A 16,207-nucleotide genomic window follows, 5' to 3' on the forward strand; every position below is an offset into this window, starting at 1 on the left:
CGGGCAGTTAAAAATGTTAGGCTGCAACCGCTTCCGATACTTGAATCTGCACCGAACCGTTGAGTAGTCGAACCGGGTAAGCTTTTACACTTATCTCTGGGTCTTCAATACACTGTCCTGTTTTAAGACTGAAGTGCTGTTTGTAAAGCGGTGATGCCACACAAGGCTCTCCGTCCATACAACCCACAATTCCTCGTGACAGTACTTGAGCTTTACCAATCGGGTCATAATTTGAGATAGCGTATAGCGCGCCAGCTCGCTGATAGTTGAATATTGCGACTTGTCGTCCGTTGATCAGGGCGCAAACTCCAACATTTGGCGCGATGTCCGTTACATCGCAAATGGTCTGCCAGTGATTCATAGTCTTTCTCCTAGGTCGAAAATGATTTCTGGTTATGCGTGGTTTTGGGATTAATCGAGCGTTCAGGTGCTCAATCGATCTCCACCACGTCTATTGATTGTTCTGTAATGTTCTTTGGAAACCTTTGCTCACGCTCTGAAACGAAGCTGAGCGTATTGTCACGTTGGTCCGTATTAATGAAGTGACTGAAACGCTTGAGCTTTTCAGGGGATTCAAGGGTAGTTTTCCATTCACATTGATATTGTCCAATAGTGGTCGCCATATCCTTTTCAAGCTCTGCCCCTAGGCTTAACTTGTCTTCAACCACAACTTGTTTTAGATACTCAATGCCACCTTCAAAGTTTTCTAACCACACAGAGGTGCGCTGCAAGCGCTCTGCGGTGCGGATATAGAACATCAGCATTCGGTCGATATATTGAATCAAGGTTGCTTCATCTAGGTCAGTAGCAAGCAAGTCAGCATGTCGAGGGCGCATACCGCCGTTGCCACACACATACAGGTTCCAGCCGTTTTCAGTAGCGATGATGCCGACATCTTTAGACTGCGCCTCAGCACACTCTCGAGTACAGCCCGATACCGCGAACTTCAACTTGTGCGGGGAACGCAAACCCTTGTAACGATTTTCGATATCGATAGCTAAGCGAACGCTGTCACCTACCCCATATCGGCACCAAGTGCTACCGACACAAGACTTCACTGTGCGCACTGATTTGCCGTAGGCGTGTCCAGTTTCAAAGCCTGCATCTACTAGCTTTTTCCAGATGATAGGAAGGTCGTTTAGCTCTGCACCAAACAAGTCCACGCGCTGTCCGCCAGTGATCTTGGTATAGAGATCAAATTCCTTCGCCACCAGCCCAAGCACAATCAGCTTGTCTGGGGTAATTTCACCGCCTGCAATACGCGGCACAACAGAGTAGGTGCCGTCTTTTTGCATATTGCCTAGATAGATGTCGTTGGTATCTTGCAGCTCCATATGCTCATTTTTCAGAATGTAGTCATTCCAAAATGACGCCAAGATTGAGCCAACCGTAGGCTTACACACCTCACAGCCGTGACCACTGCCGTATTGCTCTAGCAGTTCATCGAAGGTTTTGATTTGATTGACGCGAACGATGTCGCTGAGCTCTTGGCGAGAGTAGGCAAAGTGCTCACACAGGTCATTGTTGACCTCTACACCTAGGCTTAATAGTTCACTGTCCAACACCTGTTTTGCCAGTGCGCTACACCCTCCACAACCGGTCGAGGCATTGGTCGTTTCTTTAAGGGCCGACATAGTGCTGCAGCCCGCCTGAACCGCTTGCTTGATATCACCTTTGGTCACATCAAAGCATGAACAGATAACCGCACTGTCCGGCAAGGCATCTATACCCATACCTGCTGACTCTTCACCTGCTACATTAGGCAAAATAAGCACAGATGGATTCGACGGCAAAGGCATGTCATTTTGCTTCATTTGTAGCAAAGTGCCGTAGGCTTCAGCATCGCCCACCAGCACAGCGCCAATGATCTTACTGCCATCCTCTGAGACAATAAGACGCTTATAGACTTGGTCAATCTCATCGCTGAAGGTGTAAGACTGAGCGCCTGGTGTTTGACCGTGCACCTCACCGATACTCGCCACATCAACGCCGAGTAGCTTTAACTTGGTGCTCATATCAGCGCCAGTAAATGATGCAGCCTCTGACTCACCTTCTAGCAAATGAGTGGCAGCAACCTTAGCCATCTGATAGCCCGGTGCAACCAAGCCAAAGATGCGATTTTGCCAAAGGGCACATTCACCTACTGCGTAGACATCGGGAAGGTTCGTTTGGCAGTAATCGTTAACCACTATCCCGCCACGCTCACCTATCTCTATATTCGCTTCACGAGCCAGTTCATCCTGAGGACGAATACCTGCAGAGAACACAATCATATCGGTCTCTAAATGAGAGCCATCAGCAAAATTCATTCGATAGCGCGCATTCTCACCGGCGACGATTTCACTGGTCGCTTTTTGCGTATGAACCGAAACACCGAGCGATTCTATTTTTCGGCGAAGCAAGGCACCACCACCGTCATCAAGCTGCACTGCCATCAAGCGTGGCGCAAACTCAACTACGTGGGTTTCTAAGCCAAGTTCTTGGATAGCATTGGCTGCCTCAAGACCTAAAAGGCCACCGCCAACAACCACACCGCTTTGGCTTAGCTTGCTTGATTCCTCAATTCCATCTAGGTCTTCAAGGGTTCGATATACATGACAATGGTCACCGTCATTACCAGGGATTGGAGGGACAAAAGGGAAAGAGCCCGTAGCCAGCACTAAGGAATCGTATTGTTCGATACGGCCGCTTTCGGTGATCACTTGCTTAGCGTCAGTATCAAGCTTGACCACTTTATCGCTGACCACAAACTTGACGCCATTGTCGGTGTAATAACCCTCATCCGCTAAAGCTAACTCCTTAGCGCCTCCAGTAAAATAAGAGGTAAGATGAACACGGTCATAGGCAAGATGTGGCTCCTCAGAAAACGTAATGATCTCTATATCATCTCTTTTCTGCTGCAATAGTGTTTCTATGTATTTGTGGCCTACCATGCCGTTACCGACCACTATCACTCTTTGCTTTTCCATAATATCCATTCCTTGAAACCCGAATTTTGTTACTAAACTCTTGTGCGTAATCTTCCAAATGCCTTTACGACTATGCCGTCATCTGCAGTGTTTGCTCATGCTCTACTTTGCGTAGCTGCCTGCCAGACAGTTGACCAAGCCAATCCATTTGCTCAGCAACGGACACAACCTCGCCCACCACAATCAATGCTGGTGACTGAATTTGATGCTGTTGTTTAAGGGAAGTGAGCTGATGAAGTTTGCCGATAAGTACGCGCTGTTTAGGGGTACAACCATTCTCAATGAAGGCAACCGGGGTGTTTTCTGATAATCCACCCTTGGTCAATTTCTCCATCAACATATCCGTTTTGCTCAGCCCCATATAGAAGACTAAGGTTTGCTTCAGCTGAGCCAATGCATCCCAGTTGATATCGAGTTCTTTGTCAGCGTGAGCCGTGACAAAGGTGCAGCCTTGCGCCAAACCTCGGTGAGTAAGAGGAATATCTGCATAGCTAGTGCAACCTGAAGCCGCCGTAATGCCCGGTATGACATCCACTTCTACACCCTGTTTTGCCAGCATCAGCATCTCTTCGCCGCCACGCCCAAACACAAAAGAGTCTCCGCCTTTCACACGACAAACATCTTTACCTTCTAGCGCTGCATTGAGTAGTAAGGTGTTGATCTGATCTTGCGTTGCGCAGTGCATGCCTTTGGATTTACCGACAAATACCTTCTCTGCTCCCTCTGGGAACAGGGCTCTGATTTCATGACTCACTAAGTTGTCGTACATGATGAATCGAGCTTGTTGTATGGTTCTGCTCGCTTTTACCGTTAGCAAGTCAGGGTCACCTGGACCTGCTCCCACTAAGGTTACTCGACCTAGATATTTACTTTGTATTCCCATTACTTCACTCCTAGATCTGGTACGTCATGACTTCTCACCATCACTACCAAATTTTTATTCGCCTCTGTGCCAACTCCTGCAAATTGGAGGCCAATAATTTGATCTAGGACAAAATTAAAATTTATTAACCTTTAATAACAATCACTTAAAGATTGATTGCCTTGCAAAAACTTTGTGCAAATTTCACACAGAAAAACATAAACTCACAATTTATGTCCATTCACGGTGCAAAATTGATCAAAATGGTGCAGGAACAATCACAACGAGCATATTAAAGCAATAATTTCATACCACTTTAGTGGTAGATGTAAATATAACGCATTGTTTTGTTTGTTAAATTTTTGAATAGTGTTTTTTTTGAGGCTTTGGTTTGATTTTTGCAGGGTAATAGAGATTAGAGCTTAAGACATGAAAGGGAACGCCCATGACTGAACATAATGAAGGATGGATCAAAACCACTTGTGCATACTGCGGTGTTGGTTGCGGAATCGAAGCCAGACCGAAGCATTCCGGGGAACTGGAGATACGCGGAGATAAGGAACATCCCTCAAACTATGGCAAGTTGTGCACCAAAGGGATAGCGCTAGGAGAAACGGTTATTCATGATGGTCGCCTGTTATCTCCAACCCAAAAAACTGACCATGGTGATAAAGCATTGTCGTGGGAAGATGCCACGACAATGGTCGCAGAGCGGTTTGCACAAACTATCCAAGAACACGGCCCAGACTCCGTGGCATTCTATGTTTCAGGACAACTGTTAACCGAGGATTACTATGTTGCCAACAAGCTCATCAAGGGCTTTATGGGGACGGCTAATATCGATAGTAATTCTCGCCTTTGCATGGCTTCTTCTGTTGTCGGGCACAAGCGAGCCTTTGGTAGCGACACGGTTCCCGTTTGCTATGAAGATCTCGAGCAAGCAGAATTGGTGGTGATTGTGGGGTCAAACCTAGCTTGGTGCCATCCTGTTTTATTTCAACGACTCCGCACAGCCAAGCAAGAAAACCCTTCGTTAAAGATAGTCGTGGTTGACCCAAGAAAGACCGATACCTGTGAGCTTGCCGATACCCATCTGCCTATAGAGTCGGGTTCAGATGTGGCTTTGTTTAATGGTTTACTTGCGCATCTTATCCAGCAGGACTCTCTGGATCACGAGTTTATCTCATCACATACCGATCATTTTGAAGAGACAATTCACGCTGCACTTTCAGAGCAAAATATAGAACAGGTCACAGGACTTACCGAGCAACAATTAATTCAGTTTTACAGCGAATTTGCCAACACAGACAAGGTAATCACTATCTACTCTCAAGGAGTGAATCAGTCCAGTAGCGGCTCTGATAAAGTGAACGCCATCCTTAACTGTCACCTTGCCACAGGTAAAATAGGTAAAGCCGGCTGCGGACCATTCTCTGTCACTGGACAGCCCAACGCTATGGGCGGACGAGAAATTGGCGCATTAGCCAATACGCTTACCGCACATATGGAGTTTGATAACCCAGAGCACCTGCAACTCGTCAGTGATTACTGGCAGACGGACACCCTAGCCACACAGCCTGGCCTGAAAGCCATCGACATGTTTGATGCCATAGACTCGGGGAAAATAAAGGCGGTGTGGATCATGGCCACTAACCCTATGGTCAGCCTGCCTAATTCCGACAAGATACGATCTGCGCTGGAAAAATGCCCCTTAGTGGTCGTGTCAGATTGTATTGCCGATACCGAAACCAGTCGCTTGGCTGATGTAGTTTTGCCTGCTCAAGGGTGGAGTGAGAAATCTGGTACTGTGACGAATTCCGAACGCCGAATTTCAAGGCAGCGACGTATTCTACCTAGCCCCGGAGAGGCAAAGCCCGATTGGTGGATCATCAGTCAGGTTGCTCATAGAATGGGGTTTAAAGAGGCCTTTGACTACATACATGAGGGCGAGATATTTTCTGAGTACGCCAAGCTGACGACTCTTGGAAATGATAACTTTGAGCGAGACCTTAATTTGATTGGTTTAACCCAGCTAGACGACAAGGGCTATAGCCAGCTTAAACCTCAGCAATGGCCAGTGACAGAGCTTCAACACCAAGTGGTCAATCAGAGGCTGTTCAGCGATGGTCAATTTTATACCCCTAATAAGCGAGCTCGATTTGTTGCGGTTAACTACCAGGCTCCATTAGCCAAAACAGATGCCAAACACCCATTGATCCTAAACAGCGGTCGGGTTAGAGACCATTGGCACACCATGTCTAGAACGGGCTTGTCCCCTAAATTGGCAGAACACACCACTGAACCCTTTGTACAGGTGCATCCTGATACGGCGTCAAGATACCAGATATTGGACGGTCAGTTGGCTAAGGTGTCTAACCTCCAAGGAGAGGCGTTAGTGCGAGCTAAGGTGACTTCTGAGGTTTCCCCATCACAGCTGTTTATGCCGATACACTGGAACGAGACCACCTCTAAAAACAGTAAACCTTGCGCACTGATTGCCAACACCACCGATGAATTGTCTGGGCAACCTGAATTCAAGCATTCCGCCGTCGCGATCTCTTCATTTGCTAGTGTCAGCTGCGCTGTGTTCATTTCCAAAGATACTCTGGATTTGAATGACATGGATTACTGGGCACGACAAAAGGTTCAAGGTGGCTATTTATATCGAATTGAATCAGTCCTACCCATGAGTGAGCTTGCAGCTAAGTTGAAAGGCTATTTGCAAGTAGATGACCAACGCCTGATCAGCTCCGAATCCCATCAAGGCCAAGCCCAGTGGTTAATTTTGGACAATGACAAACCGACCCAACTACTGTCAGTGCAAGAGCGCTTTGCTGATTGGGAGGTGACAAGGCTCATTGAGTTGTACCTGCAAACAGATGAGCAAGGAAACGCTTCAGATATCATGCAAACTCTGGCAAACGACCCCCAAAGCTTAACTCCGGCATAAACATTGTAGTCATCGCCAAGCACCCTAAAATTCTTACTTATAGGGTGCTTGGCCTTGATTAACTAAACCTTTTCCTATTCAGGTGCGTACAAAAAATTAACCAAAGCAACGCCTTATTCAAATGGTTAACTATACTTTGGGCTACATCTGTCAACACCTCTCTTTCGTTCGAAAAGAGGATCGGAAAAGGATTTACACCGATGAAAGTGCTGTTACTAGCAATACTAGGTTTAAGCGCAACCGCTTATGCACAAGAAGATGCACAGTTTGAAGTGGGCAAAGCCAAAGCCAAAGTCTGCATGACCTGTCATGGCGAAGATGGCATTTCCACCCTTGATCCCTACCCGAACCTTCGCGGCCAGAAAATGGGATACCTCATTTCCTCATTGAAAGATTACAAAGCGCGAGAAAGAACCAGTGGACTCGCCATTTTAATGCAGCAACAAGCAGATTCCCTCACCGATCAAGATATTGAAGATATCTCTTACTACTTCTCCCAACTTGGTCAAGACACTCAGCAGTAAAGGACTCTCTGATGGAAAACGAAACCACGGTGTACAGCACCAAGGTCGTCAAATACTTCGTTGTGGCGTCCGTAATATGGTCGGTATTAGGCATGGTTATCGGTGTGATTCTCGCCGCCCAGCTCTACTGGCCCATACTCAATTTCGACTCTGAATACTTCCAATTTGGCCGACTGCGTCCACTGCACACCTCCGGCGTTATTTACGGCTTTGTCGTCAACGTATTAATGGGTGCATCTTTATATATCGCCCAGCGCACCGGACAATGTGGCTTATTCAATAAAAGTCTCGCATGGATGGTGTTTTGGGGATGGCAATTGGTGTTGTTGCTCGCGCTTCTATCGCTGCCTCTGGGTTACACCACATCAAAAGAGTATGCCGAATTAGAGTGGCCAATTGACCTACTTATCGTATTGGTTTGGGTCCTCTACGCCATCCTCTTCTTTGGCACGTTAGCGAAACGAAAGGTCAATCACATCTTCGTGGCCAACTGGTTCTTTGCCGCGTTTATTATTGTTATCGCCCTGATTTTTGTGGTCAATAATTTAGCGCTCCCTGCTTCAATGATGAAGTCTTATTCTGTCTTTGCGGGCGCTCAAGATGCCATAGTTCAGTGGTGGTGGGGTCATAATGCGGTGGGCTTCCTGCTGACTGCTGGTGTCATAGGCATGAACTACTACTTCATCCCAAAAGTAGCCGAGCGACCTATCTATTCTTACCGTCTTTCTGTCATTCACTTTTGGGGACTGGTTGGCTTCTATACCTGGGCAGGGACTCACCACCTTATCTACTCTTCTGTCCCAATATGGGTGCAAAACATCGGCATCGTGATGTCGCTGATCCTTTGGCTACCCTCTTGGGGTGGTGCATTCAACAGTGCTATGACACTGCTGCAAAACAAAGAGAAGCTGAAAAATGACTACATTATGCTGTTCTTCTTTTCGGCCATTCTTTACTACTGCTTAGCCACATTTGAAGGCCCATTGCTGGCGATTCGTTGGTTCAACATGCTTGCACACAACACTGAGTGGATTATCGGTCACGTACACTCTGGTGCACTTGGTTGGGTGGGAATGTCCGGTATTGCGGTTTTCTACTACTTCATTCCGAAGTTGTGGGGCAAAGATAAACTGTACTCTACACGACTGATTAAGTGGCACTTTTGGCTGGCACATGCCGGTGTCGCTATTTATGCCATCGCACTATGGGTGGCAGGTATCGGTGAAGGCTATATGTGGCTCGCACAAAGTGAAAATGGCGAACTGGTTTACAGCTTCGTTGAAGCCATGGACTTCAAAGCGCCTTGGTTATTCTTACGATTCTTTGGTGGGGCACTGTTTGTACTTGGCCTGCTACTGATGGTGTACAACCTGTATAAGACAGTCAAAATGCCCAAGCTAGTGCTTAAAAGGGAGGCGGCATAATGAGTAAAGACTTCACTCAATCGGTCGTTATTCTCATCATAGCGACCATAGTTGTTGCGTCCTTCTCAATATTGGTGCTGATTGTGCCCAATATTGTCCGAGGACCAGAACTTGCAGCCAATAGCATGGCAAAACCACTCACTGCCGTAGAAGTTGCAGGCAGAGATATCTATATCAGCGAGGGCTGTCATGTGTGCCACACGCAAATGGTACGCCCTTTAGAGCCTGAGGTTAAACGCAACGGCAGGGCCAACCAAGAGCCGGATGATATCTACGAATTTCCAAACCTTTGGGGGTCAAAACGTACTGGCCCAGATCTCACTAACCTGGGAAGAAAATATTCGGATCAGTGGCACGTACTGCATCTAGTTAATCCAAGAGATGTCATACCGACCTCTATCATGCCCTCTTATCCGTGGCTGTTTGAACAAAAACTCTCGGGCGATGACATCACTGACAAAATGCTCACCCTACGTACATTAGGTGTACCTTACAGTGAAGATGAAATCGCTAATGCTCGCCTGCAGGTGCGTGGAAAAACCAAGGGCGAGGTATTAATACGTTACCTGCAAAGCCTAGGGGTTGATACGGCAGAAGGAGTAACTCAATGAGTAATTTCTGGAACTTATGGGCCGTTATCTGCACCGTCGTTTTCCTTGTGTTAATGGTGGGGATTGTCGTTAGATATTGGCGCAAAAACCATGAAGCGGACGCTAACAAATCACTGGCGACCTTTGATGGCATCGATGAAAATGATGCGCCGCCACCTAAGCTACTGTTCATCAGTTACTTTATTGCCTTCTCTATCTCCGTTGGCTATTTGATTCTGTACCCAGGGCTTGGCAATTGGCAAGGCTTGGTGGACTGGGAGCAAAGTGACGACAAGTTAAGCGCCCCGAGCACAACATTGGACGAACAATTCGCCACTGTCACCGACACCTCATTAATGAGCCTTGCGCAAAATGAAGCCATTACCACCTCAGGACGAATGCTGTTTCAAACTCATTGTGCAGCTTGTCACAGGGACAATGCCCAAGGTCAAAAGCACTTCCCCAATCTCATCGACAACGATTGGATGTATGGCGGCAGTGATGAGGCCATCATTCACTCCATTGAGAAAGGTCGCAATGGCGCGATGGCGGGCTATAACGAGGTTCTCAACGAAGATGAGATCGCTAAGCTCTCTTACTACTTGGCTTCTTTAAATCAACGTCACTCCAATGTGCCAGCGGTTAAGGTCGAGCTAGGTAAGCAGCTCTTCACTCAATACTGCTCTGCCTGTCATGGCGATGGGTCAATCAGCAATCAAGAGTTGGGCGTACCCATCCTATCTGATGACACTTGGCTTCACGGCGGAAGTATCGAAGAGATCCAACATACTATTCGTTTTGGTCTCAATAACGTCATGCCAGCCTTTGAAGGGCAGTTGTCACGCAACCAGATCTTAGCGATCGGCGCTATGATCACCAAGTCGCGTTTAGATTGGGATGAGAAGATCGCAAGTTTAGACGCTGACGCTATTGAACGCGGTGAATATCTCGCTCACGCGGGTGACTGTGTAGCTTGTCATAGTGCTGAGGGCGGTGAACCCTTTGCAGGTGGCCTGCCCTTCGTGACCCCTTTTGGTACCGTCTACTCTACCAATATCACGCCTCATGCGAGCGAGGGTATAGGAGAGTATGACTTTGAAGACTTCAAGGCGGCTCTGGTTGATGGTAAAGGTCGTCATGGCTATCTCTACCCCGCTATGCCCTACACTTCGTATCAATACGTCACAGACCAGGACATGCTCGACATGTGGGAATACCTACAATCGATCACTGCAGTGCCAAGGCGTAACGATGACAACAGCATGATCTTCCCGTCAAACATTCGATTGGGACTGCTTAGCTGGAATATTGTGTTCATGGATACCAATCCACTTTCCTATGAAGTCCCAGCCGAGATCAAAGAGAGCGTGGACGATGTAGAAAAATGGCAGAAGGGCAAGTATTGGGTCGCTGGCCTTGGACATTGTTCTGAATGTCACTCTCCGCGAAACATTGCTCAGGCCATCATTGCTGACCGTATATTCCAAGGTAACCTCATCGACGGATGGAATGCCCCGGATATTACCTCTAATGAGCTTTACACTGACGGTTGGGATGTCGAGGTATTGACTGATTTTCTACATACCGGACATTCAGCGAAAGGTACTGCCTTTGCCGGAATGGCGGATGTCGTGAAAAACAGCCTCAGTCTGATGACCAGAGAAGACGTGGAATCTATGTCTTACTACCTCATAAAAGGGGATACGGATAACTTCATTAGTCCTGATGCAGTTGTGTTAAAACCTAAAGGATTTGATGACAGTGCCTACAACTCTGACATCTATCCTGTTTACCAACAAACCTGTGGTGCTTGCCACGGCGAAGACGGTAAAGGGCGAGATCCAATAGCGCCGGCACTGCTCGATAACGGCATCATCATGCACCGTGACCCATTCAATACCATAGCGGTTACCGTGCGTGGCTTAGAGCCCACCTATTTGGTCGAAGACAAGAACTTCATGCCGATGGCAAGCTTTGAGGACGTGCTATCAGATCAGCAACTAGCGGAACTGATTACCTTCGTACGCTATCACTTAGGAGCAAGAGACGTAGTCGTCACCGCTGAGGATGTGAAAAACGTGCGAGAGACCCTTGAAAAAGCCGGTTACGCAGGAGGGGTTCACACCACACCTGATATGTACGACCAGCGCGATAGAAACATCAATATCAAATAGTTTTCAACGCAGCGAACCAGAGGTCTCGGCAATGTGTCGGGACCTCTTTTTTATAGTCAGCCCAACTGCCCTTATTTCTCAACAATCTCTCCTATACTGAAAAGTCGCCCTCAATAGTTGCCCAGTTAATGAATGCTCTGCAAAAAACGTGTTTTTATTCCGTCTTTGCACTCACCCTCACTCTCGGGTTTGCAGTGGACATCATGGTGCCTTCGCTGCCTGCGATTACTCAGCACTTTGGCGAGAGTGCTCATTCCGGTAGCCTAATCGTCTCTTCATATTTGATGGCCTATGCGGTCACTCAAATCCTGTCAGGTTATATCTCTGACGTGCTTGGCCGAAAGTGGCTTTGCTCTGTTAGTGCCATTTTATTTAGTGTCTCGCTGTTTTTATGCGCGCATGCTTCGAGCCTGAATGAGATTGTTATTCTTCGGGTCATACAAGGGTTCTGTGCGGGATTTTTTGGCGTCATAGGGCGAGCAGTCTTTGCTGATGTGTTTGAAGGAGAAGAGCTAATCAAACACTTTGCGACACTAGGCTTAGTCTGGGCCATGGGGCCTATTGTTGCGCCTTTTATAGGAGGACATCTCCAGTCATGGTTTGGCTGGCAGTCGGTCTTTTATTTCTTGGCAGCTATGAGCGGTATTATCTCAATTTTTGTCACTATCGTGCTCACAGAGACTATCAAGGAGCGCATTAGCTTTAATCTCAGCACCCTTATCGACAGCTACTCATATGTGTTGACCAAAGATCAATTTATCAGGCTGACCATAGCTGCAGGTATGGTGTATGCCATCATCTCATCCTTCAATGTCTTTGCTACTTATATCTTTCAAGAAGGCTTTAACAAATCTGCGGATTTCTACGGTCAAGTGAGCTTACTTATGGGTCTGTTTTGGCTTGGCGGTCAATTGTTCTACCGATGGTTGCTGGCAAAAGAGCGATGGAATAAACGCTGGTTGATGCGGATTTATGCTCTAGGAATTGGCAGTGGAGTAGTGCTTGGAATTTGCTATCTCGCCTTAGGTGCAAAGAGTTGGATGTTTATAGCCTTTCCCGCAATCTGCTTCTTTACCGCCTCGATTATCTATATCCACACCTTTGTGTATGCCTTCTCATTGGTATCGAAAAAAGCCGGGACGGCCAGTTCAATGGTGGGGTGCATCTCAGCCTTTGTGGCGGGTGCAACTCCGGCCATTACCGCCAAGCTTCCTTTCGAACCTACCCAGGTTTTGATTGCATCTATTGTTATTCTATTTGTCGGCAACCTAGTTTTGAACTTAGCGTCTATTAAGCAGCGCTATCCAAACTAAGCAAAAACAAGGGCAGCAGTGCTACTGCCCTTGAACAAGCTAAGAAAAATCGATGACTACTTCACTCTCTCTAGTACCGATGAATCTGTATGCGCAAATGACTTGTTGTAGATATCAAGAGACGTAGTTTGCGAGTACGTTAATGTATCGCCATCGACCTTGATGCTCATTGAGAAGTCCGTCGTAGAGGCATTGTTCAACATATAGTTTGATTCAGCGATGCCACGATCCGAGACTTTAAGTGTCATTTCATTGCCTGCTACACCCTCTGCCGTTACGCAGGTCGTTCTTGGCACACAGAAAGAGTTGTATACGATTTGGTTGTCCTTATCGTAAATAAAGTAGCCACGTTGATCATGGAATTTTGAATCGTCAGCCTTGCGAAAGACTTCTTGCTTGTAGTACAAAGCGACCAAGGTTTGCTCACTGGCATTCACCGCGTCCGCCGCAACTTCAAAGGTCATCACTTCATAAAAAGGCGTAATAGCAGGAGCCCCTTCACCTTGTGGAGTGCCAGTTTGCGCAGGAGAGATATCTACCCCACCACTTTCAACCGATTTCCAAGTGCCCACTAGTTGAGCTAAAGGACCGAAGTCTAGCCCATCGATAATGGTGTGCTCATGATCTGCCATAACCCCAAAAGACGCCAAACATGAGAGTGCGACAATCGACTTAAATTTCATACTGCTTTCGTTCCTTGATTAATTAACACTCAAATCAGGTTACGGTAGCAAGCCTCTAATAAAGTTAATCCTTATCAACTCCCTGAACGATAATCACTATAATTTGCAACAAATAATTAATGAAAAAAAATGGTTAGCTCACTAAGCTAATGGGTGGTTACACTATTAGGGAGCAAAGTATCTATTGCGATATATTCTTGCCAATTAAACAGCAGAAATCCAAAATAGCTAATACCGCTACACAGTAATATCGAAAGAAAAAGCAGTAGGAAAGTCGTTGCGAAGCGCTGTTTTAACTTGCGGGAAACCAAAGTAAATAGTGGAATACCAATGAGAATGGGGGCTAACAAAGCCATACTGACTTGCCCGTAGTTATTCCATGCCCTGAGGAACTTACGAAGTTTTGGGCGAAAACGAACCTGTTTGCGAAAGGGCAAAGGAAGATGCAATACCGTACCGAAGTACCAACCAAACCCACCAGCAACCATTGCAGGAAGCACATTAAACATGAACATCTCTGGATAGCTTAACGAGAGAAAGCCGGCCAATGCAGGGCCAGTATAGGTTTTCCACACACTCAGCCCAGCCATAGCAAGAGCAATCAACCAATAAGATTCTGCACCCACAATGTTATCTTCCCTATTTTGAGCAAAGCCTGATTAAGGCACTCTGAAAATGCAGAACCTTGTCTTCTACATTGGACTGAAACATGTTGTTGACCCATCCAGGAATGCCACTACTCACTCGATTGCTTGCACTAACATCCACCAGCATACTGCTTGCTGTGGTTGGCGAAAGCACAAAACTAAACCTCGCCTCTTCAACGAACATATTGTAGTTGTATAGACGCTGTTTAACAGAGAAATAAGCCGGTGTTTGTGTCAAAGAATCGGACTCTTCAATATCAGTATCAAAGGTGATGGTTAACAGTCCTGCAGGGCGCTCTCCTCTGAGTTGCCCATCTTCTTCGATAAATTTCGTTTTACGGTTTATTTGATCAAGAACCTGTGGCGAAGAGAAATCAATTTTGGACAAGCAAGTGGTGGTCATCTGGGTAACAAAGCGGGCGCGGTATAAGGTTTCTTTTCGCTCAGCGTCCTTATTTGTGTATAGCCAAATTGTGTCGCCACTAGGTATAGCATCTGTCTCCAACACCGATTTTTCTACATGCTTTACTACACTGTCATCACTAAAAACGGCCATAGGGTACGTTAGTATGCAGAGTAAAACGAATCGACTAATTAGACTGCTTTTCAAGCTCATTGGACTGACAAACAACAACGCGAACGGTGCTTTCCTTAGCATGGCGTACCCTTTCATTCGAGAACAGATATTGGTCTCTCTTTAGACTAGAGTGAAGACTAAGTAATGTCACTGCTTATATGGTTAAAACTTCATGAATTACAGAAAGTTAGGAAACTGGCATTTAATGTAAAGCAGGCCACTTTGCGCAACACTAGTGTCACTATAAGCGGAGGGTGAACGGGTGCTATGTTTGAGCGAAAGCGAGTCGGCACGCGTTTGCGAATCAGACTTTAGTTTTGTTAGCTTACTATCTCAACGCGTAATGTTTAATTCCATAGACACACAGTCTATGCCTTTCCCAAATCCATTTTTAACGACTTTGGTTTGCGTAAAGCCACGCTTTAAATAAAAACCCTGTGTATGCTGCGAAGTTTCTATCAGTACGACATTGATCTGTCCGTTTTCTCGAATTTTGGATAGTCGAAAATCAGTGAGTTTAGTACCAAACCCACTACCATGGTGATTCCTGTGAACCATTCCCCAAGTTAAGCCCGCTTTGTCTGAGCTTTCGTTAATTCCACCACAAGAAACAACCAAGCCATCATGAATACCAATAAAATAAGAAGAATCCTTATTTAACGAATCTAAATAGTCACTAAATTCCTGACGTTCTGATGCATAAAAGAAAACTCCCAAATTACTATCGAAAAGATCCAAACACATAGACTTAAATTCAGGATTATATTGTCGATGTTCCATATTTTCCCTTGTAAGCCAACGTCGCAATAACACGTGCTGACAACCAACTTTCCAAACCAATTATTTGGAATATTCCATTAATTCAACTGGAGCACCGTTTACCTCAATAAAGGCGACAATTAAGCCTTCGCTTGGTGAATTAGGTTCAATTATGACTTTTTTACCTTTAATCTCATCCATCAAATTATCAACTTCAAAAGCGGCATGAGGAACTGTTTTTACCAACTCTGGATATGGAGCATCAGTCCAAAAACGCTGCCACTGGATCCCATAGGGATTATTTTGATGGTCAGACACTGTCATTTTTAAATGAGGTAAATCTATTTCACCATCGAACCGTTCTGTTGTTGGTATACCTAAATGATTGAACTTCATTGAATGCCCTTATTATTTCCACTTCAAGCACATAACATTTGAATATCGTGCCAGCACGAATTCATATATTCAGCATATCCCAAACATTTCACCTAACCAACTGAAACATAGCCATATCATATAGTATGGATCTAGTTTTTTAGTTGAAAGTCATGCAATTACACATTGCCTTCGATTCAAGGCACACTATGAATCAAAGCATTTCTTTTATTTCTTCATTATTCAATAGCTTAGAAATTTCGCACAACAGATTCGTGCGTAACCGTGATTGAAAGTCAGTCTTTTAAACCTTTGTTTCTCTCAATAATCTGTTTTTACTCTGGCTTTAAGGGAGCAGAT

At 45.9% G+C, this 16,207-nt stretch carries 14 protein-coding genes; 6 read left to right on the plus strand and 8 right to left on the minus strand.

Going from position 1 to position 16,207, the window contains the following annotated elements; all coding sequences use genetic code 11:
• Positions 1-16: 16 nt before the first annotated feature.
• The 3 genes from nirD to cobA form a co-directional block, all read right to left on the minus strand.
• Positions 17-361, minus strand: coding sequence for a nitrite reductase small subunit NirD (gene nirD, locus OCU35_RS18295; RefSeq protein ID WP_017028594.1), 345 nt, complete (start codon positions 359-361; stop codon positions 17-19).
• Between the two features lie 70 nt (positions 362-431).
• A complete protein-coding gene (nirB, locus tag OCU35_RS18300; RefSeq protein WP_261826164.1) occupies positions 432-2,969 on the minus strand; it encodes a nitrite reductase large subunit NirB in 2,538 nt (845 codons plus the stop codon).
• 70 nt (positions 2,970-3,039) lie between these two features.
• A complete protein-coding gene (gene cobA, locus OCU35_RS18305; RefSeq protein WP_017028592.1) occupies positions 3,040-3,852 on the minus strand; it encodes a uroporphyrinogen-III C-methyltransferase in 813 nt (270 codons plus the stop codon).
• 424 nt (positions 3,853-4,276) lie between these two features.
• Here cobA and OCU35_RS18310 point away from each other — a divergent pair, with 424 nt between their 5' ends.
• From OCU35_RS18310 to OCU35_RS18335, 6 genes are all read left to right on the plus strand, one after another.
• Positions 4,277-6,781, plus strand: coding sequence for a molybdopterin oxidoreductase family protein (locus OCU35_RS18310; RefSeq protein WP_261826165.1), 2,505 nt, complete (start codon positions 4,277-4,279; stop codon positions 6,779-6,781).
• A 200-nt stretch (positions 6,782-6,981) separates the two neighbouring features.
• The gene (locus OCU35_RS18315) at positions 6,982-7,305 is read left to right on the plus strand and encodes a c-type cytochrome (RefSeq protein WP_017028590.1); all 324 of its coding nucleotides are present in this window, start codon (positions 6,982-6,984) and stop codon (positions 7,303-7,305) included.
• Between the two features lie 11 nt (positions 7,306-7,316).
• Positions 7,317-8,729: a cytochrome-c oxidase, cbb3-type subunit I gene (gene ccoN / locus OCU35_RS18320; RefSeq protein ID WP_017031881.1), complete on the plus strand. Its 1,413-nt coding sequence runs from the start codon at positions 7,317-7,319 to the stop codon at positions 8,727-8,729.
• A complete protein-coding gene (locus OCU35_RS18325; protein ID WP_026012812.1) occupies positions 8,726-9,340 on the plus strand; it encodes a cbb3-type cytochrome c oxidase subunit II in 615 nt (204 codons plus the stop codon). The genes ccoN and OCU35_RS18325 overlap by 4 nt, the downstream gene beginning before the upstream one ends.
• Positions 9,337-11,493, plus strand: coding sequence for a c-type cytochrome (locus tag OCU35_RS18330; RefSeq protein WP_261826166.1), 2,157 nt, complete (start codon positions 9,337-9,339; stop codon positions 11,491-11,493). Before OCU35_RS18325 ends, OCU35_RS18330 begins: the two co-directional genes overlap by 4 nt.
• A gap of 128 nt (positions 11,494-11,621) precedes the next feature.
• Entirely contained in the window at positions 11,622-12,806 is a 1,185-nt protein-coding gene (locus tag OCU35_RS18335; protein ID WP_261826167.1) for an MFS transporter, read from the plus strand.
• A 56-nt stretch (positions 12,807-12,862) separates the two neighbouring features.
• On the opposite strand, the gene OCU35_RS18340 is transcribed toward OCU35_RS18335, so the two are convergent.
• The 5 genes from OCU35_RS18340 to OCU35_RS18360 form a co-directional block, all read right to left on the minus strand.
• Complete coding sequence (locus OCU35_RS18340; protein ID WP_102321630.1) at positions 12,863-13,489, minus strand: heme-binding beta-barrel domain-containing protein; 627 nt, start codon at positions 13,487-13,489, stop codon at positions 12,863-12,865.
• 146 nt (positions 13,490-13,635) lie between these two features.
• Positions 13,636-14,115: a hypothetical protein gene (locus OCU35_RS18345; RefSeq protein WP_065210467.1), complete on the minus strand. Its 480-nt coding sequence runs from the start codon at positions 14,113-14,115 to the stop codon at positions 13,636-13,638.
• Between the two features lie 13 nt (positions 14,116-14,128).
• On the minus strand, positions 14,129-14,692 hold the full coding sequence (locus OCU35_RS18350; protein WP_261826168.1) for a hypothetical protein: 564 nt from the start codon (positions 14,690-14,692) through the stop codon (positions 14,129-14,131).
• Positions 14,693-15,046: 354 nt separating this feature from the next.
• Positions 15,047-15,493, minus strand: coding sequence for a GNAT family N-acetyltransferase (locus OCU35_RS18355; RefSeq protein ID WP_261826169.1), 447 nt, complete (start codon positions 15,491-15,493; stop codon positions 15,047-15,049).
• 60 nt (positions 15,494-15,553) lie between these two features.
• Positions 15,554-15,868, minus strand: coding sequence for a hypothetical protein (locus OCU35_RS18360; RefSeq protein WP_017031873.1), 315 nt, complete (start codon positions 15,866-15,868; stop codon positions 15,554-15,556).
• Positions 15,869-16,207: the final 339 nt, after the last annotated feature.

It is taken from the genome of Vibrio breoganii (assembly GCF_024346795.1).
In the GTDB taxonomy this organism is placed as follows: domain Bacteria; phylum Pseudomonadota; class Gammaproteobacteria; order Enterobacterales; family Vibrionaceae; genus Vibrio; species Vibrio breoganii.

What these genes read in the sequence shown, in the direction of transcription:
- OCU35_RS18330 (WP_261826166.1), top strand. Translation starts at nt 9,337, where the DNA reads ATGAGTAATTTCTGGAACTTATGGGCCGTTATCTGCACCGTCGTTTTC.
- cobA (WP_017028592.1), bottom strand. Translation starts at nt 3,852, where the DNA reads ATGGGAATACAAAGTAAATATCTAGGTCGAGTAACCTTAGTGGGAGCA.
- OCU35_RS18315 (WP_017028590.1), top strand. Translation starts at nt 6,982, where the DNA reads ATGAAAGTGCTGTTACTAGCAATACTAGGTTTAAGCGCAACCGCTTAT.
- nirB (WP_261826164.1), bottom strand. Translation starts at nt 2,969, where the DNA reads ATGGAAAAGCAAAGAGTGATAGTGGTCGGTAACGGCATGGTAGGCCAC.
- OCU35_RS18360 (WP_017031873.1), bottom strand. Translation starts at nt 15,868, where the DNA reads ATGAAGTTCAATCATTTAGGTATACCAACAACAGAACGGTTCGATGGT.
- OCU35_RS18340 (WP_102321630.1), bottom strand. Translation starts at nt 13,489, where the DNA reads ATGAAATTTAAGTCGATTGTCGCACTCTCATGTTTGGCGTCTTTTGGG.
- nirD (WP_017028594.1), bottom strand. Translation starts at nt 361, where the DNA reads ATGAATCACTGGCAGACCATTTGCGATGTAACGGACATCGCGCCAAAT.
- OCU35_RS18335 (WP_261826167.1), top strand. Translation starts at nt 11,622, where the DNA reads ATGAATGCTCTGCAAAAAACGTGTTTTTATTCCGTCTTTGCACTCACC.
- OCU35_RS18355 (WP_261826169.1), bottom strand. Translation starts at nt 15,493, where the DNA reads ATGGAACATCGACAATATAATCCTGAATTTAAGTCTATGTGTTTGGAT.
- OCU35_RS18350 (WP_261826168.1), bottom strand. Translation starts at nt 14,692, where the DNA reads ATGGCCGTTTTTAGTGATGACAGTGTAGTAAAGCATGTAGAAAAATCG.
- OCU35_RS18310 (WP_261826165.1), top strand. Translation starts at nt 4,277, where the DNA reads ATGACTGAACATAATGAAGGATGGATCAAAACCACTTGTGCATACTGC.
- ccoN (WP_017031881.1), top strand. Translation starts at nt 7,317, where the DNA reads ATGGAAAACGAAACCACGGTGTACAGCACCAAGGTCGTCAAATACTTC.